At 67.8% G+C, this 22,176-nt stretch carries 22 protein-coding genes; 11 read left to right on the top strand and 11 right to left on the bottom strand.

What is annotated here, in order from left to right; genetic code table 11:
• Nucleotides 1–143 precede the first annotated feature (143 nt).
• Nucleotides 144–1,109, bottom strand: coding sequence for an alpha/beta hydrolase (locus tag ACREYQ_RS23230; protein WP_432262501.1), 966 nt, complete (start codon nt 1,107–1,109; stop codon nt 144–146).
• Between the two features lie 393 nt (nt 1,110–1,502).
• Between ACREYQ_RS23230 and ACREYQ_RS23225 the strand changes: the two genes are divergently transcribed.
• Both ACREYQ_RS23225 and ACREYQ_RS23220 read left to right on the top strand, forming a co-directional pair.
• Complete coding sequence (locus ACREYQ_RS23225) at nt 1,503–2,438, top strand: LysR family transcriptional regulator (RefSeq protein ID WP_432262500.1); 936 nt, start codon at nt 1,503–1,505, stop codon at nt 2,436–2,438.
• Nucleotides 2,439–2,558: 120 nt separating this feature from the next.
• Nucleotides 2,559–3,164, top strand: a complete 606-nt coding sequence (locus tag ACREYQ_RS23220; protein WP_432262499.1) for a superoxide dismutase family protein — start codon at nt 2,559–2,561, stop codon at nt 3,162–3,164.
• Between the two features lie 19 nt (nt 3,165–3,183).
• On the opposite strand, the gene ACREYQ_RS23215 is transcribed toward ACREYQ_RS23220, so the two are convergent.
• Both ACREYQ_RS23215 and ACREYQ_RS23210 read right to left on the bottom strand, forming a co-directional pair.
• A complete protein-coding gene (locus tag ACREYQ_RS23215) occupies nt 3,184–3,447 on the bottom strand; it encodes a hypothetical protein (protein WP_432262498.1) in 264 nt (87 codons plus the stop codon).
• Nucleotides 3,448–3,573: 126 nt separating this feature from the next.
• A complete protein-coding gene (locus ACREYQ_RS23210; RefSeq protein WP_432262497.1) occupies nt 3,574–4,833 on the bottom strand; it encodes a M20/M25/M40 family metallo-hydrolase in 1,260 nt (419 codons plus the stop codon).
• A 186-nt stretch (nt 4,834–5,019) separates the two neighbouring features.
• Between ACREYQ_RS23210 and ACREYQ_RS23205 the strand changes: the two genes are divergently transcribed.
• Nucleotides 5,020–6,102: a GlxA family transcriptional regulator gene (locus ACREYQ_RS23205; RefSeq protein ID WP_432262637.1), complete on the top strand. Its 1,083-nt coding sequence runs from the start codon at nt 5,020–5,022 to the stop codon at nt 6,100–6,102.
• 14 nt (nt 6,103–6,116) lie between these two features.
• On the opposite strand, the gene ACREYQ_RS23200 is transcribed toward ACREYQ_RS23205, so the two are convergent.
• The gene (locus tag ACREYQ_RS23200) at nt 6,117–6,848 is read right to left on the bottom strand and encodes a BON domain-containing protein (protein ID WP_432262496.1); all 732 of its coding nucleotides are present in this window, start codon (nt 6,846–6,848) and stop codon (nt 6,117–6,119) included.
• Nucleotides 6,849–7,007: 159 nt separating this feature from the next.
• Nucleotides 7,008–8,672, bottom strand: a complete 1,665-nt coding sequence (locus tag ACREYQ_RS23195; protein ID WP_432262495.1) for an AMP-binding protein — start codon at nt 8,670–8,672, stop codon at nt 7,008–7,010.
• Between the two features lie 234 nt (nt 8,673–8,906).
• Here ACREYQ_RS23195 and ACREYQ_RS23190 point away from each other — a divergent pair, with 234 nt between their 5' ends.
• The 3 genes from ACREYQ_RS23190 to ACREYQ_RS23180 all read left to right on the top strand — a co-directional run bounded on the left by ACREYQ_RS23190 (nt 8,907) and on the right by ACREYQ_RS23180 (nt 10,319).
• Nucleotides 8,907–9,581, top strand: coding sequence for an SOS response-associated peptidase (locus ACREYQ_RS23190; RefSeq protein WP_432262494.1), 675 nt, complete (start codon nt 8,907–8,909; stop codon nt 9,579–9,581).
• 134 nt (nt 9,582–9,715) lie between these two features.
• The gene (locus ACREYQ_RS23185) at nt 9,716–9,985 is read left to right on the top strand and encodes a BrnT family toxin (protein ID WP_432262493.1); all 270 of its coding nucleotides are present in this window, start codon (nt 9,716–9,718) and stop codon (nt 9,983–9,985) included.
• Nucleotides 9,986–9,992: 7 nt separating this feature from the next.
• Nucleotides 9,993–10,319 carry a BrnA antitoxin family protein gene (locus ACREYQ_RS23180; RefSeq protein ID WP_432262492.1) on the top strand — a complete coding sequence of 109 codons (327 nt, stop codon included), beginning with the start codon at nt 9,993–9,995 and terminating at the stop codon, nt 10,317–10,319.
• Between the two features lie 63 nt (nt 10,320–10,382).
• On the opposite strand, the gene ACREYQ_RS23175 is transcribed toward ACREYQ_RS23180, so the two are convergent.
• Nucleotides 10,383–11,408, bottom strand: coding sequence for a LysR substrate-binding domain-containing protein (locus ACREYQ_RS23175; RefSeq protein ID WP_432262491.1), 1,026 nt, complete (start codon nt 11,406–11,408; stop codon nt 10,383–10,385).
• On the opposite strand from ACREYQ_RS23175, the gene ACREYQ_RS23170 reads away from it, so the two are divergent.
• Entirely contained in the window at nt 11,407–11,721 is a 315-nt protein-coding gene (locus tag ACREYQ_RS23170; RefSeq protein WP_432262490.1) for a DUF2917 domain-containing protein, read from the top strand. The genes ACREYQ_RS23175 and ACREYQ_RS23170 overlap by 2 nt on opposite strands.
• Entirely contained in the window at nt 11,718–12,491 is a 774-nt protein-coding gene (locus ACREYQ_RS23165) for a crotonase/enoyl-CoA hydratase family protein (RefSeq protein WP_432262489.1), read from the top strand. The genes ACREYQ_RS23170 and ACREYQ_RS23165 overlap by 4 nt, the downstream gene beginning before the upstream one ends.
• A 4-nt stretch (nt 12,492–12,495) precedes the next feature.
• On the opposite strand, the gene ACREYQ_RS23160 is transcribed toward ACREYQ_RS23165, so the two are convergent.
• The 3 genes from ACREYQ_RS23160 to ACREYQ_RS23150 all read right to left on the bottom strand — a co-directional run bounded on the left by ACREYQ_RS23160 (nt 12,496) and on the right by ACREYQ_RS23150 (nt 15,415).
• Nucleotides 12,496–13,041, bottom strand: a complete 546-nt coding sequence (locus tag ACREYQ_RS23160; protein ID WP_432262488.1) for a TetR/AcrR family transcriptional regulator — start codon at nt 13,039–13,041, stop codon at nt 12,496–12,498.
• A 106-nt stretch (nt 13,042–13,147) separates the two neighbouring features.
• Nucleotides 13,148–14,539 (bottom strand): dihydrolipoyl dehydrogenase, encoded by a 1,392-nt coding sequence (locus tag ACREYQ_RS23155; RefSeq protein WP_432262487.1) that lies wholly within the window; start codon nt 14,537–14,539, stop codon nt 13,148–13,150.
• Between the two features lie 144 nt (nt 14,540–14,683).
• The gene (locus tag ACREYQ_RS23150) at nt 14,684–15,415 is read right to left on the bottom strand and encodes a glutathione peroxidase (protein WP_432262486.1); all 732 of its coding nucleotides are present in this window, start codon (nt 15,413–15,415) and stop codon (nt 14,684–14,686) included.
• A 300-nt stretch (nt 15,416–15,715) separates the two neighbouring features.
• Here ACREYQ_RS23150 and ACREYQ_RS23145 point away from each other — a divergent pair, with 300 nt between their 5' ends.
• A complete protein-coding gene (locus ACREYQ_RS23145) occupies nt 15,716–17,434 on the top strand; it encodes a dipeptidase (protein WP_432262485.1) in 1,719 nt (572 codons plus the stop codon).
• Between the two features lie 289 nt (nt 17,435–17,723).
• On the opposite strand, the gene ACREYQ_RS23140 is transcribed toward ACREYQ_RS23145, so the two are convergent.
• Nucleotides 17,724–18,203, bottom strand: coding sequence for a DUF1348 family protein (locus ACREYQ_RS23140; RefSeq protein ID WP_432262484.1), 480 nt, complete (start codon nt 18,201–18,203; stop codon nt 17,724–17,726).
• A 203-nt stretch (nt 18,204–18,406) separates the two neighbouring features.
• On the opposite strand from ACREYQ_RS23140, the gene ACREYQ_RS23135 reads away from it, so the two are divergent.
• Nucleotides 18,407–19,213, top strand: coding sequence for a 2OG-Fe(II) oxygenase (locus tag ACREYQ_RS23135; RefSeq protein ID WP_432262483.1), 807 nt, complete (start codon nt 18,407–18,409; stop codon nt 19,211–19,213).
• Between the two features lie 20 nt (nt 19,214–19,233).
• Entirely contained in the window at nt 19,234–20,304 is a 1,071-nt protein-coding gene (gene ada, locus ACREYQ_RS23130; protein ID WP_432262482.1) for a bifunctional DNA-binding transcriptional regulator/O6-methylguanine-DNA methyltransferase Ada, read from the top strand.
• 12 nt (nt 20,305–20,316) lie between these two features.
• Here ada and ACREYQ_RS23125 read toward each other — a convergent pair whose 3' ends face one another.
• Nucleotides 20,317–22,047 carry an FAD-dependent oxidoreductase gene (locus ACREYQ_RS23125; RefSeq protein ID WP_432262481.1) on the bottom strand — a complete coding sequence of 577 codons (1,731 nt, stop codon included), beginning with the start codon at nt 22,045–22,047 and terminating at the stop codon, nt 20,317–20,319.
• Nucleotides 22,048–22,176: the final 129 nt, after the last annotated feature.

The raw sequence follows: 22,176 nt of genomic DNA, 5'->3' as shown, positions 1-22,176 counted from the left end.
CAAATGGCCGAACGCCGCCTGCCGGTCCGCGTGGGCGGGCCGGAACCATGGCCAAACTGATGGTCGGACTTAGGACCGCCCGTGCATGGCGGAGGTCCTGGCTCTGGCCGAAACAGAGCCGGCTGGCGGTTTTCTGGAGCGGCTCAGCCGGCGGGCTTGGCTCCAGGCCGGCTGGTCTTGGCACCAGCGCGGCGTTCAGTCACGGATGAGGCATCGTCGTCCGCGGCCAGACATCGCCGCAGGAACCGCGCACCTTCGTCGACCCATGCCTGACAGCTGTCATGGGCCTCTTCCACGCCGTCGCCACAGGCGCCGGGCATGATCATGGCCTGGGCCGGCACGCCGGCCTTGCTCAGGCGCCCGGCGAAGGCTTCGCCTTCGGCACGCAGCGCGTCGTATTCAGCCACCTGGACCAGCGTGGGCGGCAGCCCGGCCAGGCGCGAGGCCAGCGCCGGGGCGGCATACGGATGCACCGTATCCGCCGGCGTCGGCAGGTAGTCGCGATAGTTGTCGGCCAGGCGCTTCAGGGTTTCCATCGGCACCTGCCCGCCGCCAAACCCCGCGCAAGAGGCATGCTGCAGGCACGGGTCCGTCACCGGGCGGATCAGCCATTGCCCGCGCGGCTGCGCGGTGCCGCGGTCGCGCAGCATCTGCGCCAGCGCGATCGCCAGGTTGCCCCCGGCTTCCTCGCCAACCAGCGCAAAGCGGGTCCGGTCCAGCTTCAGGCGCCGGGCATTGCGCAGCACCCACTGCACCGTGCTGTGGGCGTCCTCGGGCGCCGCCGGGAACGGATGGTCCGGCGCCAGCGAATACGCCGGCGTTACCACCACCGCCGGCACCGTGTTGGCCAGGCCCTGCACCAGCTGGCAGGCGTGTTCCACGCCGCCTTCCACGAAGCCCCCGGCATGCAGGTACACCAGCCAGGGCAACAGGGCCGCGCCCTCGGCGCCCGGCGCCGGATATCCCGCCGGATAGCACACCCGCACCAGGATCTCGCGCCCGTCGCTGGTCACCGTATGCTCGGCCACGCGTGCCAGCCCCTGACCGGCTGCCGTGGAGGCAGTGGCGGCGCTGGATGCATCCGGGCGTTGGCCTGGCTTCTGGGACATGGCATCGGCGCACGACGGAAACAATGCGCTTGAGTGTTGCGATGGAACGAATTATGGTGATTGACGAGGATGGGATAAAGCGAGCGATCGCCAATGCACTGTTCCGGGATTGGAATAATCGCAAACAACCCCTGTCATGCCTGCGGAAGGGGGAATCCCCACGCGTGACAGGGTCTTGCGTTTTGTGATTCACTCCGCGTCTCGGCCGGTCCGGAGCGGGGAGATTCCCGCGGCGCCGGACACCCAGACAAAGCCATGCCGGAACCCGCGCCCAGCCAGCGCGCCGTCCCAGTGCCAGCCAGCCGGCAGATTCCCCGCAACAACAACCAGGATGGCCGCGCGCGCCACGAGTGCGGGCGGCACGCCGTTCGGATCTATCGTCGGAACCTCATCATGGACCGTCTCGTATCAATGCAGGCATTCACCCGGGTCGTGGACGTCGGCAGCTTTGCGCGCGCCGCGGAATCGATGGACCTGCCCAAGGCAACGCTGACCCGCCTGATCCAGAACCTGGAAACCCACCTGGGCGTCAAGCTGCTGCACCGGACCACGCGCCGCATCAGCGTGACCAACGACGGCGCGGCGTACTACGAACGCTGCGTGCGCATCCTGGCCGATGTCGACGAGGCCGAGCAGTCGCTGACGCGCCAGAACAACTCGCCGCGCGGCACGCTGTCGGTCGACACCACCTCCGTGCTGGCGCAGCTGGTGCTGGTTCCCCACCTGCATGAATTCCTCCAGGCCTATCCGGACCTGAAGCTGGAACTGACCATCAACGGCAAGCCGATCGACCTGCTGCAGGAGGGCGTGGACGTGGTGCTGCGCGTGGGCGTGCCGCTGGATGAGGCCATGGTGGCCCGCCGCATCGGCAACGTGAAGCTGGCGTTCTATGCCTCGCCGATCTACCTGAACCGCTTCGGCACCCCGCGCGACCTGGCCGAGCTGGCGCAGCACAAGGCCGTCAATTACCTGTCCAACCGCACCGGCCGCGAAATGCCCTGGCCGATGGCGCGCGGCATGGAGCGCAGCGAGGTGTTGCTGCCCTCTGCCATTTCCACCAACGACGCCGACATCTACCTGGGCTGTACGCTGGAAGGCCACGGCGTGTCCCGGATTTCGCGCGCGATGGCGGAGCCCTATGTGGCCAGCGGCCGGCTGGTGGAGATCCTGCCCGACTGGCAGACCGATGAGCTGCCGATCTCGGCGATGTATCCGCAGAACCGGCACCTGTCGGCCAAGGTGCGGGTGTTCGTCAACTGGGCCGCGGAGCTGTTCTCGCGCCATCCGCATTTTGGTGCGGCACAGCAGCAGCTGGCCGTCGCGGCCTGACCCGGCGCGATCGGCCAGCGCTGCCTGTCCTCTGCGGCAGGTAGGACAAAACCGGAAATCGGTTCAACGCCCGCCGTTCTATACTGTTTCTTCCGAAATCACGACAAGAAGAGGATTCCGATGAAACAAGTGCTTCCCCCCCTGGCGGCGTGCATTGCCGCGACTGTTGCACTGGCCGGCTGCGCCGGCTCCGGCATGACCTCCTCGTCCGCAGCCAGCGCAACCGCCGCGCCCAGCACCAGCACCAGCACCAGCACCAGCACCAGCACCGGCGCAGGCGCCGGGGCGACGGCAAAGCTCCAGCCCAAGAGCGGCACCGACACTGCGGGCACCGTGACCTTCCAGCAGCAGCCTGGCGGCGTGATGATGACCGTCGCCATGACGGGCCTGCCGCCAAACTCCGTGCACGGCTTCCACGTCCATGAGAAGGGCGACTGCTCCGCGCCTGACGCGATGAGCGCCGGCGGCCATTTCAACCCGACCGGCAAGCCGCACGGTCAGATGACCATGCCCGACCATCACGCCGGCGACATGAACAACCTGACCGCAGATGCCAGCGGCAACGTGCGCGTCAGCATGCTGCTGCCGGACGTGACCGTTGGCACGGGTGCCAACGGCGTGATCGGACGTGCCGTGGTGGTGCACAAGGACCCGGACGACTACAAGACGCAGCCCACCGGGAATTCGGGCGGCCGGATCGCTTGCGGGGTGGTGGCGGCTTCGTGAGGTAGTTGCGAACGCGCCCTCAGATCTGGTCGATCAGGCTGCGCACCACGTCGGCCAGCCGGGCAGCACGCTGGCGCCCCTTGACGTCCAGCGCCATGCCGCTGCCGCCGGCGAGCGCCTTCAGGCCGAACAGCGCGTCGCCCACATCGCGCCAACCCGGAAAGTCGGCGTGGATCTTCTCCAGGGCGGCGGCCCCCGCCGCCACCTGCGCGGCCGCGGGCGTGTTGCCCGCCGCCAGGTCCTCCAGCGCCATGGCCGCGTCGAGCAAGCCTTTGCGATTCATCTCCGTCTCCCCTGCCATGTCTCTTTTGTCATGGCCGCCGCATGCGGGCAGCCACGACACTGTAGCAGGCTTGCCGGATGGGGGCCGCTGGCAACGCAAGCCTGGCGGCACCCCTTGTCTCGCCGCTCAATTGCGCCCGATATCCTGCAGGATGCGGGTCATCAGGTACAGGCGCGGCACGATCGAATCGAGCTCGATGTACTCATCGCGGGCGTGATAGCCGAAGCCGGCCAGCCCGAAGCTTTCCACCACCGCGGGCTTGCCGGAGCGCGCCGCATAGCTGGCGTCGGTGGCGCCGCCGGTGCTTTCGGCCAGCGCCAGCGTGCGGCCGTCCAGCTCGGCGTAGATCTCCTGCGCGCGCTTGGCCAGGGCGCGCCCGCGCGCGTCTGCCACGAACGGCGGGCGCCCTTCTTCCATCGTCACCGTGGTCTGCGTATCCGGCACCAGCTGGCCGGACTTGACCTTGTCCTGCAGCGCCACCTTCAGCTTTTCGGCGGCACCGGCCGCAGTGGTGCGCACGTCGCCGTAGGCGACAGCGCTTTCCGGGATCTGGTTGCGGGCCGCGCCGGCCTGCGCCTGGGTCCAGTTCAGCTGCGAGCCCGGCACCAGGCTGGCGGTGTCACGTGTCTGCTGCAGCTGGTGGGCGAGTTCGAGCAGCGCATTGCGGCCGCGCTCCGGCGTGGCGCCGGCGTGGGCGGCCCGGCCCTTGACCTGCATGGTGGCAGTGGCGGTGCCGGAGGCGCCCAGCAGCAGCGACTCGGCCTTGACCACATCCTTTGCCCCGGTGGGCTCGCACGACAGCACCACGTCGTGCTGCGCGGCCAGCGCGGCAATGGTTTCGCCGGAGCCGACCGAGCCGACTTCTTCGTCCGGGTTGAACAGCACCGTGATCTGCGCGTAGTCGCGCCAGCCCTGGTTCTTCAGGATCTCAAGCGCATGCAGGATGACGGCGATGCCGCCCTTGTCATCGGCAATGCCCGGGCCGTAGAGACGGTTGCCTTCTTCGCGGATCGGCTGCGTGGCGAGCGTGTGGTCCGGGTACACGGTGTCCATATGGGCAATCAGCATGACGCGGCGCTTGCCGGTGCCGGTGAAGGTGGCCTTGACCATGGTGCCCGGGCCCTTGGACACCGGCAGACGTTCGACCTTTGCGCCCAGCGCCTGCAAGCGCTTCTCGGTATAGCCGGCCATCTGCGCCAGCCCCTTCGCATTGGCGCTGCCGGATTCGATCGACACCATCTCCTTGAGCGACTGCACCACTGCGGGTTGGGCCGCCTGCGCGGCGGACAGCAGCGCGGCATCGGGCTGGGCGGCACTGGCCAGGGTGCCGGCCCCGGCAAGCGTCAGGGCAGCGGCAAGGGCAACGTGGCGAACGGAAAACGGCATGAAATCTCCTCGGTCTGGTTTTGTGGGGGCCATGCCGTGGCCCACTGGCGGCGCCGCGGCACAACTGCACGATCCTAGTCCTTGCCAGAAACAAAGGGGAGGATCAATATCGCCAATCCGGATGCCGATCCCGCCACGGCATCCTGCCGCCTCCATCGCCCCACGCACCTGACTACGCCCCCAGGCATGCAGACCACCATCGCGCCGCCCTCACAGAACGCCCCGCTGAATGTCCGCCTGCTATGGCTGCCGGAAGCCATGCCGGGCAGTTTGTTCACCGCGCTCGACGTGCTGCGCACGGTGGCCGGCGTGGCCAGCCTGCAGCGTCCCGACGCCGCGCCCACGCTGAGCTGGCAGCTGTGCGGCGCCAACGGCCGCACGCTGGCAACGGCCCTGCCCGGACTCGTGTCATCTACCCGGCGCACGCGCGCCGCAGACAGCCGCACGCTGCTGGTGGTCCCGGCCCTGCTGGCCAACAGCGCGCCACAGCTTGGCGAGATCGTGCAGCGCAACGCCGCGGCGCTGCGCCTGGTGGAACGCCATGCCCAGGCTGGCGGCTGGATCGCGGCGTGTTCGTCGGGGATGGTGTTTCCGCTGCAGCTGGGGCTGCTGGATGGTGCAAGGGTGGGCGCGCCGTGGATGCTCCAGAGCTGGATGATGCGCCAGTATCCGCATTGCGACCTCGGCAGCGACAACGCCATGAGCGTGCACCGGCAGGTATTCTCATGCGTCGCGCCAGCCCTGCAGGTGGAATTCATGCTGCGCGTGCTGGGCCACCTGCATGACCCGGACCTGGCGCAGGCGGCGTCGCGGCTGATGCTGTTCCAGCCCGAGCGCCAGCGCAGCGTGCCGGCACTGGTTTCGCAACGCTGGCTCGGCCGCACCGCGGACAGCCCGGTGTATCGGGCCATCCAATGGCTGCAGGACCATGTGTCCGAGCCCTACAAGCTGGCCGCGGTAGCGCAGGCGGCGGCGGTCAGCGAACGCACACTGCTGCGGCATTTCGGCCAGGTCACCGGCATGACACCGCTGGACTACCTGCACACGCTGCGCGTGGAACGCGCCCGCATGCTGCTGGAGGTCACGCTGCACGGCACGCATGCGATTGCCGAAGCCTGCGGCTACAGCGACGCCGCCGCGTTGCGCCGGCTGTTCCAGCGCACCGCGGGGATGTCGATGTCAGACTACCGCGCCCGCTTTGCGCTGCGGGCGCGGCGGCGCTACTGGCGCATGGAAGACACCGCGGCCCAGCGCGGCGCGCGCGCATAGCCGCCGGGTGCCGCTCAGGTGCGCAGCGAGATGTGGTTGACCACGTCCTCCACGCCCTGCACATACCACGCGTCGCGCTCGGCCTGGCGGCGCGTGTTCTCGTTGCTGACGCAGCCCTCCAGCGTCACCACGCGGTTCTCGGTATGCACGCTGACCTGGCCGGCATCGACAAAGGGATCGGTCTCCAGCACCAGCATCAGCGCCTCGGTGATTTCATCGTCGCGGTCGGCCTCGGCCGGCGCCACCACCAGCTCATTGACCACGCAGCGGCAGCCGCGCGACCACCACGCCAGCACCCCGGCCAGGCGCATGTGCGACAGGCTGATCACCTGCCCCCACAGCGTCACCACGCCGTCGTGCGCTTCGACTTCGATCCAGCCGCTGCGTTCTCCCACGGCCTCGCGCATGGCCTCGGGCTTGCCCTTGACGCGCGCGCAGATCTTGCAATTGCGGAAATCGACGGCATTGAGCAGGCGCTCGCACACCGCGTCGCGCAGTTCGCCGTCACCAATCTGCATGCCGCCGTCGGCCACGCGCAGATGATCAATCACGTTGGTCACGCCGTCCACGCGCCGCAATGTCGCCGCGGCCCGGGTCTTGTCGACAATATCGGCCACCTCGCCTTCCAGGATCAGCGCGCCGTCGGAGAGCCGCAACTGGATGGTGGGATGGAGGACATGACCTTGATAAGGCACATGCGCCAAGGCCGCGCGCGCCTGCGTCAGCACCGCTTCGCTAGTCTGCATTTTGTTCGCCTCGCCGGATTGGTCTGGAGATGGAGGGTGCGCGCCCGCCTGCAGGCGCGCCTGGGGCGGCGCAGCAGCCTCCTTCACCCCCGGGGCCCCTGGCAACCGCTTCCTCATTATAGGAAGCGGTCCGCCGCTGGTTCAGCCCGGGAACCCGGCTCAGGTGGCGGCCGCCTCTCGCGCGCGGGCCACTTCCTGATTGCGCAGGATGAAACGCTGGACCTTGCCGCTGGGGGTCTTGGGCAGTTCTGCGACGAATTCGATCTCGCGCGGGTAGGCGTGGGCGGCCAGGCGGTTGCGCACGTGCAGGCGCAACGTCTCAGCCAGCTCCGGCGAGCCGCTGTACTGCGGGTCCAGCACCACAAAGGCCTTGATCAGCTCGGTGCGCTCGGGGTCGGGCTTGCCGATCACCGCGGCCTCGACCACGGCCGGATGCTCGATCAGCGCGCTTTCCACGTCGAACGGGCCCACGCGGTAGCCTGAGGTGGTGATGACATCGTCGGCGCGGCCGATAAAGCTGATGCTGCCGTCGTCGTTCAGTTCGGCGGAATCGCCGGTCAGGTAATAGCCGCCGGCAAACGCGCTGGTGGGCGTGCCGTGATAGCCCCCGAACCAGCACATCGGCGAACGCTTCAGGTCCAGCGCCAGCGTGCCCGGCTGGCCGGGCGGCAGCTCGCGCTGTTCGTCATCGACCACCACCACGCGGTGCCCCGGGCTGGCAAAGCCGGCCGCGCCCATGCGCACCGGATGCGCCAGCGCATGGTGATTGCACAGCACCATGCCCAGTTCGGTCTGGCCATAATGGTCGTGGATGGTGACGCCCAGTTCGCTGGCGAACCAGCGGATCACTTCCGGGTTGAGCGGCTCACCTGCGCTGCTGACGGCGCGCAACTGCCCGCGCAGCGGGCCTGAGACGGCCTCGCCCGCCGCGATCAGCAGCCGGTATGCCGTGGGCGACCCGGCCAGGTTGGTGATGCCGTACTTGCGAATCATGCGGCAGGTGCTGTCGACGCTGAACGGCCCATCGTAGAAGGTGGTGGCATGGCCCAGCGACAGCGGGCCGGTGACCGCGTAGTACAGGCCGTAGGCCCAGCCCGGATCGGCCAGGTTCCAGAATGCGTCCTCATCACGCAGGTCGACTGCGTCGCGCATATATCCGGCAAACGCAGCGATGGCCTTGAGCGGCACCAGCAGCGGCTTGGCCGGGCCGGTGGTGCCGGAGGTGAACATCATCAGGAAGGGGTCGTCGCCGCGGCGCATCACCGGCTCGAACGATGCCGGCTGGCGCGCCAGTTCGGCCCAGAAGCTGAAGTCGCCCTGCGCCACGCCGTGACTTGCCGTGTCGCCCTGGCCGCCGGCCACCGTGACGATGGCGGGACAGTCAGCCACCTCGTCCAGCTTCGAACGGTTGACGGTATCGGTGACCACCACCCTGGCGCCGGAGGCATTGAGCCGGTGCTCGATGGCCTTGGGGCCGAAGGCGGTGAACAGCGGCTGGTACACGGCGCCGGCGCGCCAGGTGCCCAGGATCGTCACCAGCAGGGCCGCGTTGCGCGGCAGCAGACCCGCGACGCGGTCACCGGGCTGCACGCCCTGCGCCTTCAGGAAGCCGGCGAACTGCGCGGACAGCGTCTGCAGTTCGGCAAAGGTCCAGCTGCGCGCATTGCCGTCGCGCCCTTCCCAGTACAGCGCGATGCGGCCGGGCTGGGCATGCCGGTCGCAGCATTCGACGCAGGCGTTCATCGCCTCCGGGCTGCCGTGCAGTTGCCGTGCCACGGCATCGTCATAGGAAAATCCGTCGAAGGCTTGGGCGTAGTCGCGCATGGTGTCTCCAGTATTCCGGCTTGTGCCTTGTAGTAGGTGGCCAGTGCGCGGTGCCGCGCAACGGCTGCCGCAAGAGTGTGCGCCAGGCCCCGTGGCGCAGGCAATAACCGATTCCGCCACTGCGGCTGACGGTTTTTGCCATCCCTGCCGTGAGTCCTGAGACTCCCCTGGTGCACCCTTGACGCGGACCCGCGCGCCGCCGACGATACCGGCATCACCGTCAGGAGACTGCGCATGTGCACCAACTACGCTCCGGTCCAGCGCCGCATCCTGCGCGAAATCTTCGGCGTGGAGCCGCCGCCGGGCGTGTACAAGGCCGAGACCTATCCCGACTACGCCGCGCCGATCGTGCGCGCCAGGGACGACGGCGCACGCAGCGCCGACCTGGCCTCGTTCGGCATGGTGCCGCGCCTGCGCATTCCATCCGGCGCACGGCGCTACGACACCACCAATGCCCGCAGCGAAACCGTGGGCGAGCGCCCGGCCTTTGCGCGCTACTGGCGCCAGGGCCAGCTATGCCTGGTACCCGCCACCGCGTTCTATGAGTTTGCCTATCCCGAAGCGTCAGTGCCCGGCGGCCCGCCCGGCAAGCCGGTGCGCTGGCGCGTCTGGGTGCCCGGCGAGCCTGCCTTCGGCATCGCCGGCCTGTGGCGCGCCTGGCCGGACCAGGCACTGTCCTTCACCATGCTGACCGTCAACTCCGGCCAGCACGCGGTGATGCAGCGCTTCCACAAGCCTGGCGACGAAAAGCGGTCGGTGGTCATCGTGCCGCGCGAACAATGGGACGACTGGCTCGCCTGCCGCGACCCGGAAGTCGCGCGCACCTTCCTGAAGCTCTTGCCGGCGGTGGCCATGCAGGCCGAACCGGCGCCCAAAGTGCAGGGAGCGCCGATTCCTGATGCGGACTAAGCTGGCTTCGCGCGTCTGGACGCGCCGCTACAGAGTGATTGGATTTCCGCTTTTCTATTACGCCAGGTTTAGTTTTAACGCTGTAGCATAAAAATGTTGCCCGAACATATTTTTTGCTGCTACAGTAAATCCGAATGGAAATCGAGTTTGACTTGGCAAAGGACGCTATCAACCAGCGTCATCACGGGTTGTCACTGGCCGCCGCGGGGTTGATGGACTTTGGTCGCGCCCTGCTGAAGATCGATGACCGCAAGCCGTATGGCGAAACCCGCTACATCGCATATGGTCCGATTGGTCCGCGCTTGTACTGCCTGGTTTTCACCATACGCGGAGACACGCTGCGGGTAATCAGCCTGCGTAAAGCCAACTCCCGAGAGGTGCGAGACTATGAACAGGAAATCTGACCTCACCATGCCCACGCCCGCGGAGGATGCCGCCATTGCGCGCGGCATTGCCGCAGACCCCGATGCGGTGTCGTTGCCGACAGAGCAAATCAAACGGATGCGCCCGGCGCGCGAGGTCCTCGAGCAGGTCATCGGAAAAGAAAAAGCGGATGCGCTGGTGAAACACCGTGGCAGGCCGGCTAAGCCGGCTGGCGAGCGCAAGGTCAACCAGACGCTGCGGATCGATCCCGATGTACTGGAGGCCTACAAGGCAACCGGCAGCGGCTGGCAAACGCTGATGAACGACGCACTGCGCGACTATGCGAAGTCGCGCCGGATGCTGCCTCGGCGCTAAGCCGGACGAAGGCGCACCGGAAGTTTCGGACGATACCGGACGGCCAAGCTGACGAACCGGCCGTTATCCCAGAACCTCTGCTGCCAGTTCCGCTTCCAGCCATTCCCGGAAGCGTCGCACGCCGGGCCGCGCTGACGGCGCCTCGACAATGCGGTACGTCATGCCGTACTCCACGTGCGCGGGCAGTACCACCGCCAGCTTGCCGCTGGCTAGCAGCGGCAATACCAGCGGCGTGCGCCCGATCGCCACACCCGCACCCTGCGCCGCGGCATTCAGCACGTGCTCATACTGCGAGAAGTACAGGCACGGCTGTCGCGGCGAATGCGCCAGTTGCAGGCGCGCCAGCCATTCGCTCCATGACATCCAGGGAAAGCGCCCGGCCGGGTCATGAAACACCAGCAGCGGCGCCGACACGAGATCTGCGGCGGTGGCGATGCGCGCGGCCAGCGCCGGTGCCGCAACCAGCATCAGGCGCTCCTGCAGCAGCGGAACCTCATTAGCAACAGGCGCGGCAAGCCGGATGGCCAGGTCGAAGCCCTCGCGCTCCAGGTTGGCGTAGGCCTCCGACGCATCCACCCGCACGTCGATGTCGGGCGCCAGCGCCTGGAAGCGCGCCAGCTTGGGCACCAGCCAGAGCGAGGCAAACGATGGCGTGGTTGTCACCGCGATCGAGACCCGGCTGGCGACCAGCACGCGATCCACGGCGTCGCCCAGCTGGCCCAATGCCGCACGCGTGGCATCGTAGAGCTGGCGGCCCTCCGCGGTCAGGCTCAGCCCCTTGCCGCCGCGCAGGAACAGCGCGACGCCCAGCACATCTTCCAGGCTCTTTACCTGCTTGCTGACGGCGGACTGCGTCAGGCAGAGTTCCTGCGCGGCCGCCGTGAAGCTCAGCGTGCGCGCGCTGCATTCAAAACCGCGAAGGGCCTCGAGCGAGACCGCGCGCAGGGCGTTGGCAGAAGCAGGACTCAGAAGTGGCATGACGGCGAGGAATACCCGGGTTGAAAACACTTCCGGCCACCACGGCCGGCGTGCGGCAACAATGATGTCATGGCCTGGCGATTGCGTCAGGCGCTTCGAGGAGACCGCCATGAAGCCATTTCGCCGCTGGCGCATCGAGGGCCGCGCGCCCATCGCCTTCCGGCTTGCAGCCGGCGATCAACTGCGTTGCGTGCAAGGGCTGGCGTGGGTTACCCAGGCACCCTTAAAACCGGGCCACGATCGGGACCGCACCGGTGGCGACTTCGTACTGGGACCGCGCGCTCGCCTGAGCGCCGCCGAGCCGCTCACCTGCTTTGTCTCCGCGCTGTGCGGCAAGCCGGCCTGGATCGTCTTGTCCGGCACGGCGCAAGCCGTCGCCACCCTGCCACCGTGTTCAACGCAACCACTGGAAGCCAACGCATGACCGCACTGATCGAAACCGAACGCATGGGCCAGCATGCCCTGCTGGTACTGAACCGCCCTGAAAAGCTCAACGCGCTCAGCTACGCACTGATCGACGCCCTGGCCGCGCACCTGCAGGCATGCGAGGCGGATGACACCGTCCGTTGCGTGATCCTGACCGGCAAGGGTAGAGCCTTCAGCGCGGGGGCGGACATTGCCGGCTTTGCGCCGGATATCGCCGCTTCGCCTGAGCGCGCCCTGCGCGAGTTCCTTGGACGCGGCCAGGCGCTGACGCGCCAGCTGGAGAACTTCCCGAAGCCCGTGATCGCCGCGGTCAACGGCCTGGCGTTTGGCGGCGGCTGTGAAATCGTGGAGGCCTGCAGCCTGGCGCTCGCGGCGGACCATGCCACCTTTGCCAAACCCGAGATCCGGCTGGGCTTTGCGCCCACCTTCGGCGGCACCCAGCGGCTGCCACGCCATGTCGGCCGCAAGCGCGCCAACGCCATGATCCTGACTGGCGACGCCATCGACGCAGCCACGGCCGAGCACATCGGACTGGTCAATCGGGTCGTGCCCGCCGACGGGTTGCTGCCGGCTTGCCTGGCGCTGGCGGACCGCATCGCGCAACATTCGGCAGTTGCCGTGACAGCGTCGCTGCGCGCCGTCACGCGCGGTATCAACGTGCCCATCGACGAAGGGCTGGCCATCGAGGCGGCGCAATTCCGCGTGGCCGCGGCATCAGCGGGAGCCCGGGAAGGCACGCAGGCATTTCTGGACCGTCACCGCGGCTAAGCGGCTAGCCCTGCAGCCGCCCCAGCAACCGCCGCCCCGCCTCGACCACCGCCGCATCCGGCCGCATCTGGTAGCGCACAATCATGCCTTCGATGCACAGCATCGCTTCCCCGGCCACGGCTTGCGGCTGCTCCAGGCCGAGGCGCGTGGCAATCTCGGCGATGAACCCCTCCAGTTCGGCCTTGTGGGCCGCCGCCTGCTCCGCCGCGCGCGTGTCCCCGCCCGCCTCGGCCACCACGTTGATAAAGGCGCAGCCGCGAAAGTCGCGGCCGAACCACTCCGCCAGCGTGTCGGCGATCACGTCCAGGTGCGGGCGCACCGCCAGACGGGTTTCCACGTCTTGCCGGAACCACGCCATCCATTCGTCATGCCGGCGCGCCAGGAACGCCGAGATCAGCGCGTTCTTGGAAGCGAAATGGCGGTAAAGCGACATCTTGGCCACGCCGGATTCGGCAATGATCCTGTCGATGCCGGTGGCGCGGTAGCCTTCCTGGTAGAACAGGCGGGCAGCGGTGTCGAGGATGCGGTCGCGGGCGGAAGGCGTGGCCATGTAGCGGAAGAGTCGGTAACGGGCGCGGCCGGGAGCGCCCTCGCGCCGCCCGGCCCCTACAGGCCGATACTATGACAGACAGATCTGTCTAGCAAACGATGCCCGCTCAGGCGTCCAGCTTTGCCGCCGCGTCGCGCAGCGCGGTGCGCAGGCCCTCTTCCACCACCGGGTGGTAGAACGGCATCGCCAGCAGCTGCGCGATGGTCAGGCCCTGCTGGTATGACCACGCCAGCAGATGGGCGATGTTCTCGGCACGCGGGCCGGTCCATTCGGCACCGAGGAAGCGGCCCGTAGTCTTGTCGGCATAGACGTGCATCAGCCCGCGGTGCTTCAGCATCACCCGGCTGCGGCCCTGGTCCTCGAAACTGACCTCGCCGGTCACGAAGGTGCCTTCGGCAAGGTCGGCGAAGCGCTGGCCGACGATCGCGATCTGCGGGTCCGTGAACACCACCGCGATCGGCGCGCGGCGCGCCAGCGGCTTCACCTGCGGATAGCTTGCGGCGTTCTCGCCGGCGGCCTTGCCTTCGTCGGCGGCTTCATGCAGCAGCGGCAGGATGTTGTTGGCGTCGCCGGCGATGAAGACCGGCGCATTGCCGCACCGGAGCGTCTGCGCATCGAACAGCGGCACGCCGCGCGCATCCAGCGGCAGGCCGGTGTTCTCAAGGCCCAGGCCGCGCACATTGGGCGTGCGGCCGGTGGCAGCCAGCGCGTAGTCGAAGCGCTCGGTCACGCTGCGGCCTTCGCGGTCGAGGTAGGTCACCACCGCCTGGTCGCCGTCGCGGCCCATGTCAGTCACCCTGGCATCCGGGTCGAGATAGAACTCGTCGTTGAAGGTCCTGGCCGCATAGGCACGGATCACCGGGTCGGTCAGCGGCCCGAGCGAGCCGCTGACGCCGAACACGCGCACCCGCACACCCAGGCGCGACAGGGCCTGGCCCAGTTCCAGCCCGATCACGCCGGGGCCGAACACCACCACGCTGGCGGGCAGGTCCTGCCACGAGAACACATCGTCATTGACGATCAAACGGTCGCCGAACACCTGGAACGGCGGCGGCAGCGTCGGCGTGGAGCCGGTGGCGATGACCACGCGGCTGGCGCGCACGGTGGTGTGCCCGTCCACTTCCAGCGTGGTGTTGTCGATAAAGCGGGCATAGCCGCGGATGCGGTCGGCTTCGGGGATGTTCTCCACGCCGCGCACCACGAAGCCGACAAAGCGGTCGCGCTCGCTGCGCACGCGGGCCATCACCTCGCGGCCGTCGATGCGGATCTGGCCATCCACGTGCACGCCGAACGGCGCGGTGTGGCGCAGTTCATGCGCGGCCTCGGCGGCGGCGATCAGCAGCTTGGAGGGCATGCAGCCCACGCGGGCACAGGTGGTGCCATAGGGGCCGCCTTCAATGATCACGGCGCGCTTGCCCGCGGCAATCGCGGCGCGGTAGGCGGCAAGGCCGGCGGTGCCTGCGCCGATCACGGCGACGTCGGTCTGGATGGTGGTCATGGCGGTCGGTTCCTTTGTCTTCTGAAGCGTCAGACTGGTGTCAGTCAGCGGGCTGGATGGCGCCCCGCGCGCTGGTTTGCGGGCAAGGGGGCGCCATCGGGTCCGGCGACTGCCGGTCCCCGGATGGGGAAAAAGAGATCTGGCTTAGTTGCCCAGGTACTGCTGCAGGGCCTCGGTGCCGCCGATGAGCTTGCCGTTGATGAAGACCTGCGGTGCAGTCATCTCGCCCGACACGGCGCCCAGCACCTTGCCGCGCACCTTGTTGTCCAGCGGCACGTCGATGTAGTCGAAGCCGTTGTCGTCCAGCAGCTGCTTGGCCTTGGCGCAGAACGAGCAGCCGACCTTGGAGAACACCACCACCTGGTCCGGCTTGCGCGCATTCGGGGCGATGTGGGCCAGCATGGTGTCGGCGTCGGACACTTTGAACGGGTCGCCCGGCTCGTCCGGCTCGATGAACATCTTCTGCACCACGCCGTCCTTGACCAGCATCGCATAGCGCCAGCTGCGCTTGCCGAAGCCCAGGTCGGTCTTGTCCACCAGCATGCCCATGCCTTCGGTAAATTCACCATTGCCGTCGGGGATCATGGTGATGTTCGCGGACTCCTGGTCCTTGGCCCATTCGTTCATCACGAAGGTGTCGTTGACCGACACGCACAGGATGTCATCGACGCCGTGCCTGGCGAACACCGGCGCCAGCTCGTTGTAGCGCGGCAGGTGGGTCGAGGAGCAGGTCGGCGTGAAGGCGCCCGGCAGCGAGAACACGACCACGGTCTTGCCGTTGAACAGCTCGCCGGTAGTGATGGTCTTCCACTCGTTGTCTTCACGCACGCGGAAAGCGACATTGGGAACGCGTTGGCCTTCACGGGATTGCAGCATCAGTTCACTCCTTGGTCTGGATCGAGTTGGTTTCGGCTGCGGGTTGCAGCGAAGGCCCCATTCTGTCGACCAGGATGTGATTTGTACAATTCATCGTTTTAACTGCGATGATTGCCTGAAACTATCAATGGAGGATAGGCATCGCCTATCATCGTGACAGGGCGGCTTCCGCGCGGACGCAACAGCATTTTTTTCGGGAAAGCCGCGGGGAGTGCCCTATCATGCGGCATCCTCTCAGACTCCGTTTTGTCCGCAATGACCCGACACTGCCGCCTGCCGTCCCTGTATCGGTGGGCACCGATGCTCGCGATAACTCTGGTGCTGGCCCAGCCGGTGCAAGCGCAAACCCTGAAGAAGCCGGCGCTGGAAGCGCTGACCAGCGGCACCAGAACTGCTGCCCAGGCCGACCTGCAGGCCTTTATGGCCGCCGCGGGCAAGGCCGAACCCGCGGTCGCGCCGGCGGTGGCCGCGTGGCAGTCCAGGACGCCGCTGTCAGGCGACAACCTGGTCAACATCGCCCGGCTGCTGGGTGTCTACAACCGTGTGCACAACGAGACCGCGGTGATCGACGCCATCGGCAAGATGGTAGCGCTGCGCACCGTGCGCGACGAAAAGATCCCGCAGCACGAGAACCCCGCCATCATCGAATTCGGCAAGATGATCGAGGCCATGGCGCGCGATTTCGGGCTGGCCTACCGCAATGTCGACAACCGGGTCTTTGAAGTGACGCTGGCCGGCGGCGGCAAGGACACCTTCGGCATCCTGACCCACGCCGACGTGGTGCCGGCCGTGGCCGAGGAGTGGGTGCTGGACGACGGCACCAGGCTTGATCCGTTCCGCATGGCGCGTGTGGGCGACATCCTGTACGGACGCGGCACCATCGACGACAAGGGCTCGATCGCAGCGGTCATGTATGCGATGAAAACCGTCAAGGAAAGCGGCGTGCCGCTGGAGCGCACCATCCGGCTGATGATCGAAACCACCGAGGAAACCGGAGGCGACGGCATGAAGTACTACCGCCAGCACACCACGCTGCCAGAGTACAACGTGGTGCTCGACAGCAAATATCCGGCCGTGGTCGCCGAGAAAGGCTCCGGCACGCTGACGGTCTCGTTCGGCATCAAGGCGGCGGACGACAAGAGCGCGCAAGGCAAGGCCGGCTACAAGGGACCGGCCATCGTCGCCATGCGCGGCGCGGCTTCGGCCAACGCCATCCCTGAAACCGCCACCGCGCGCATCGCGGGCGGCGACCCTGCGGCGTTGGCTGCCGCGCTGGAACATGCGCGCACGGAATTCCTGCGCCGCTACACGCCGCGCGGGAAGTTCTCGGTCGACGTGAAGCGCGACGGCAACGACGTCGAAGTCAAGGTCACCGGCGCCTCGGCCCATGGATCCCGCCCCGAGGAAGGGGTCAACCCGCTGCCGCGGCTGGCGCTGTTCCTGCAGGCCAGCGGCGTGAAGTTTGTGGAGAACCACTACCTGCATGCGGTCCGCTACCTGAACGACCTGTACGGGCTGGACTACCTGGGCACCAGGATGGAGGTGGCCTACCGCGACCCGTTCATGGGCCCGCTGACCATGTCGCCCACGCTGGTGCGCGAGCGCGGCGAATATGTCGACGTGGTCACCAACGTGCGCATGCCGCGCGGCCGCACGCCCGACGAGCTGGGCGGCAAGATCACCAAGCGCATTTTCGGCTGGGCCGCCACCCATGGCCCGGTCGAGATCAAGTACGACCAGGGCAACTGGATGGCGCGCGACCCCAAGGGCGCGTGGCTGTCCACGCTGCTGAACATCTTTGGCGATACCACCGGGCTGGAAGCCAGGCCGGTTTCCACGGCCGGCAGCACCACCGCCAAGCTGATGCCCAATGCCATCAACTTCGGTCCGGCCATGCCGGGCAAGAAGTACACCGCGCATAATGCGCGCGAGTACAAGGAAGTGGCCGACCTGAACCTGGATATGCAGATGTTCACGGAGATGCTGGTGCGGATCGGGAACCTGGAGAAGATGCAGTAACGAGGATTTCAGCGTGTCCCTCGACCGCTTGTTTGCTCCCCGCCTGCGGGAGAGCGAAGACACAGCCCTATAACTTATCAGTGAAGCTTTGTCCACCAGACAGTCCAGGAGGCCTTCGCATCGGGCTGTTGGAAACATACAAGGGGCAGGGGGTGAGGGCAGGCGCTGGCATACCATCAGCCCGCACTTCGTCGATACCCCCGCCCTCACCCCAACCCTCTCCCGCAGGCGGGAGAGGGAGCTGGCTTGCGGTAGCCAGCGAACATCGCCGTACCGCCACCCAAAAACCTTACAACCCCAGCTCACTCAACCCCGGATGCGCATCCGGGCGCCGGCCCAGTGTCCAGTGGAACTTGCGGTCCGCCGCCCTGATCGGCGCATCATTGATGCACGCAAGGCGCCTGCGCATCAGCCCCGCCTCGTCGAACTCCCAGTTCTCGTTCCCGTAAGACCGGTACCAGTTGCCGGAATCGTCGTGCCATTCATAGGCAAAGCGCACCGCGATGCGGTTGCCATCGTGCGCCCATAACTCCTTGATCAAGCGGTAATCCAGCTCCATCTGCCACTTGCGCTGCAGGAAGGCGACGATACCGGCGCGGCCATTGACGAACTCCGCGCGGTTGCGCCAGGCGCTGTCGACGGTATAGGCCAGCGCCACGCGCTCGGGATCGCGGCGGTTCCAGCCGTCCTCGGCGGCACGGACCTTGGCGGCAGCGGTTTCGTGGGTGAACGGGGGCAGCGGCGGACGGATTTCGGCTTGTGCGGACATGCGGGTGCTCCTTTGCTGGAAACGGGTGGGGTCGGGCAAGAACAGCCTGCTCATGATGATACAGACCTGTCTCATTATTTGTAGACAGACCTGTCTTGTCAAGGCAGGATGGCGGGCAGAATTCAAAAGCAAGACCCGGAGTGTGAGGCGCACGCGCACGGCCTAAAGTTGGCACCATGCAAGCGAGAGACAGGAGATTCGCAGTGAGCATCAGCCAGATACAACGTCCGGAAATGGCCGTGGCAGGGCCGCGCAGGCCGACACCGCCGGCGCGCGGCACGGCGCGACAAGATGGGTCCGGAACCGATATCGCCACCCGCGTCGATGGCACCGACTGGGCCGCTGTGGCACGCGATCTCGACGATTACGGCTGCGCCGCGATCCGGGGCCTGCTGTCCGCGGCCGAATGCGACGCGATCGCTGCCGGCTATGCCGAGGACGCGCTGTTCCGCTCGCGCATCGAGATGCGCCGGCACGGCTTCGGCCAGGGAGAGTACAAGTACTTCCGCTATCCCCTTCCCGGCGCCGTGGCTGCATTGCGCACGGCGCTGTACCCGCACCTGGTGCCGGTGGCCAATCGCTGGAACGCCGCCATGGGCATCGACGTGCGCTACCCCGCCGCGCATGCCGACTATCTTGCCCGCTGCCACGACGCCGGCCAGTTGCGCCCGACGCCCCTGCTGCTGCGCTACGGCCCCGGCGACTACAACTGCCTGCACCAGGACCTGTACGGCGCGCACGTGTTCCCGCTGCAGGTTGCCATCCTGCTGTCCGAGCCAGGCCGCGACTTTACCGGCGGGGAGTTCGTGATGACCGAGCAGCGGCCGCGCATGCAGTCGCGGGCCGAGGTGGTGACGCTGCACCAGGGCGACGCGGTGGTATTCGCGGTCAGCCAGCGCCCGGTGCCCGGCAGTCGCGGCAGCCACCGCGTGAACTTGAGGCATGGCGTCAGCCGGCTGCACGCGGGCCAGCGATACACGCTGGGCATCATCTTCCACGACGCCACGTGAGGCATCCCATGACCCGATCCATGACGCGAAACACACCGCAGCCGGAAGCCAGCGCCATCGAGCGCGACCCGCGCTGGGCCCGCGTGCTGGCGCGCGATCCGGGCGCCGACGGTGCCTTTGTCTATGCGGTCAAGACCACCGGCGTGTACTGCCTGCCGAGCAGCCCGTCGCGCCTGCCGCATCCGGCCAATGTCGAGTTTTTCGACAACGCCGCAGCGGCCGAGGCCGCCGGCTACCGGCCCAGCCGCCGTGCCGCGGCGCCGGCGCTGGCGGCCCAGCACGCGGCCATCGTGGCCGATGCCTGCCGCCGCATCGAGACTGCCGACACCCTGCCCACGCTGCCGGAACTGGCCAGCGCGGCGGGCGTCAGCCCCTATCACTTCCATCGCCTGTTCAAGGCCGCCACCGGCGTGACGCCGCGCGCCTACGCCGCCGCGCACCGCGCCAGGAAGCTGCGCCAGCAACTGGGCACAAGCGAGTCGGTGACCGAGGCGATCTACGACGCCGGCTTCGGCTCCAACAGCCGCTTCTACGAGACCTCGGACGCGGTGCTGGGCATGACCCCGTCACGCTACCGCGCGGGCGGGGCCGACACCGATATCCGCTTTGCCATTGGCCAGTGCTCGCTGGGCGCGATCCTGGTGGCGCAAAGCGAGCGCGGCGTCTGCGCGATCCTGCTGGGCGACGATCCGCAAACGTTGCTGCAGAACCTGCAGGACCAGTTCCCGCGCGCCAACCTGATCGGCGGCGATGCACAGTTCGAGCAACTGGTGGCGCAGGTGGTGGGCTTTATCGAAGCGCCTTCGATCGGCCTGGCGCTGCCGCTAGATGTGCGCGGCACCGCGTTCCAGCAGCGCGTGTGGCAGGCCCTGCGGGAGATCCCTGCGGGCAGCACCGCCAGCTATGCCGAGATCGCGGCCCGCATCGGCGCGCCGCGTGCCGTGCGCGCGGTGGCGCAGGCCTGCGCGGCCAACCACCTGGCAGTGGCCATCCCCTGCCATCGCGTGGTACGCAGCGACGGCAACCTGTCCGGCTACCGCTGGGGCGTGGCGCGCAAGCGCGAATTGCTGGAGCGCGAGGCACAGGCCTGAGCGGCTCGGCGCTCAGCGCGCCACGGCGGCCTGAACCCGCGCCAGGTAGTCGTGGATCTGCGCCACCACCGCCGCGCCCTCACCCACCGCCGCGGCGACGCGCTTGGTCGAGCCCGCCCGCACGTCGCCAATGGCAAACACGCCCGGCACGCTGGTCTGCAGCGGATACGGCACCGCGGACGCACAGCCCAGCGAGCCCCCGCCGGTGCGCACGAAGCCCTTGTCGTCGACTTCCACTTTGCAGGTGCGCAGCCACGCCGCATTGGGATCGGCGCCGATAAACAGGAACAGGTGCCGCACGTCCAGCGTGACGGGGGCCGGACTCTCTTCCCGGCACTCGTAGCACACCGAACTGAGCCACCCTTCGCCCGCCAGCGCGCTGATCTGCGCGTGCGCGTGCAGCGTGATATTGGGCAGCGAACCGATGCGGTCGATCAGGTAGCGCGACATGGTGGCCGCCAGCCCCGGCCCCCGCACCAGCATATGCACGTGCGCCGCGTGCGAGGCCAGGAAGACCGCCGCCTGCCCGGCCGAATTGCCGCCGCCCACCAGCATCGCCGGCTCGTTCTTGCACAGCTTGGCCTCCACCGGCGAGGCCCAGTAGTAGACGCCGCGCCCTTCAAAGTGCTCCAGCGCGGCGATGTCCGGGCGCCGGTACTGCGCGCCGGTGGCGATCACCACGGTGTGGGTCGGGATCATGCGGCCATCGGTCAGCTCCAGCCGGATCGGGTCCGCGCCGCAATGCAATGCCTTGACCTCCAGCGGGATGGCGATATGCGCACCGAACTTCAGCGCCTGCACGAACGCACGCCCGGCCAGGGCCTGGCCTGAGATGCCGGTCGGGAAGCCAAGGTAGTTCTCGATCCGAGCGCTTGCGCCGGCCTGCCCACCCGGCGAGCGGCAATCGAACACCGCAATCGACAAGCCTTCGGACGCGGCATAGACGGCCGTGGCCAGCCCCGCCGGTCCGGCCCCGACCACCACCACGTCATAGATGTGGTGCGGATCGAACTCCGGCAACAGCCCCAGGCACGAAGCCAGCTGCCCTTCGTCCGGCGCGCGCAGCACGCGGCCGTCGGCACAGATCACCAGCGGGAAGTCGCTGGCGGGCGCGCTGGCGTAGTCGAGCAGCAATGAGCAGTCGCGTTCCGCGTCGATATCGATGACCGTATGCGGGTAGCCGTTGCGCCGCAGGAAGGCTTGCAGGGCCACCAGTTGCGGCTCGGTGCCGTGGCCGACCAGCACCGGCCCGCTGCCGAACTCGATCAGCCCCACGCGGCGCAGGATCAGCGCGCGCATGATGCGCTCGCCCAGCTCGGCCTCGGCCACCAGCAGGGCGCGCAGCCGCTCCGGTGTGACCGCATAGCCCTGGGTATCGGTCACGGCCACGCCGTCGACCAGCGCCGGGCGGCCGCTGAGCGTGCCGACCTCGGCCAGGAAGTGGCCTGGCCCTTGCTCAGTGATCTGGTGCTCGCGCCCCAGGCCGTCGCGCCGTATCAGGCGCACGCTGCCGCTGATGATCAGATACATGCCCCGGCCGGTGTCGCCGATGGCAAAGAGCTTCTCGCCCGCGCGCCAGCTCTGCGGCGTGCCAAAGCGCCGCACACGCTGCATGTCGTCGGCGCTGAGCCGCGGGAACATCTGGTGTGAACGTGACTCCAGCGTGGAATATGGCGCCTCCAGGCCGCCGCCAGCCTCCGGGCCGCTGTCCGCTTCCGATGCCATGTCCTGCGAAATCGCCATGCTCGCTCCCCGTCTGGACCCGTGCGCCCCTGGCTGACTTTTCCGGTTGCCGCCGTGCGGCCTATCGATAGTAGACAGTGGCGCGCAGAATGCGAGGACCGCACGGCGCAGTTGCGGAATGTGCCGGCT

Origin of the sequence: Cupriavidus sp. TMH.W2, from assembly GCF_050847365.1 — a bacterium.
Taxonomy (GTDB): Bacteria; Pseudomonadota; Gammaproteobacteria; order Burkholderiales; family Burkholderiaceae; genus Cupriavidus.
The sequence above is the reverse complement of the archived record's forward strand: the minus strand, read 5'-3'. Positions and strand labels throughout refer to the sequence as shown.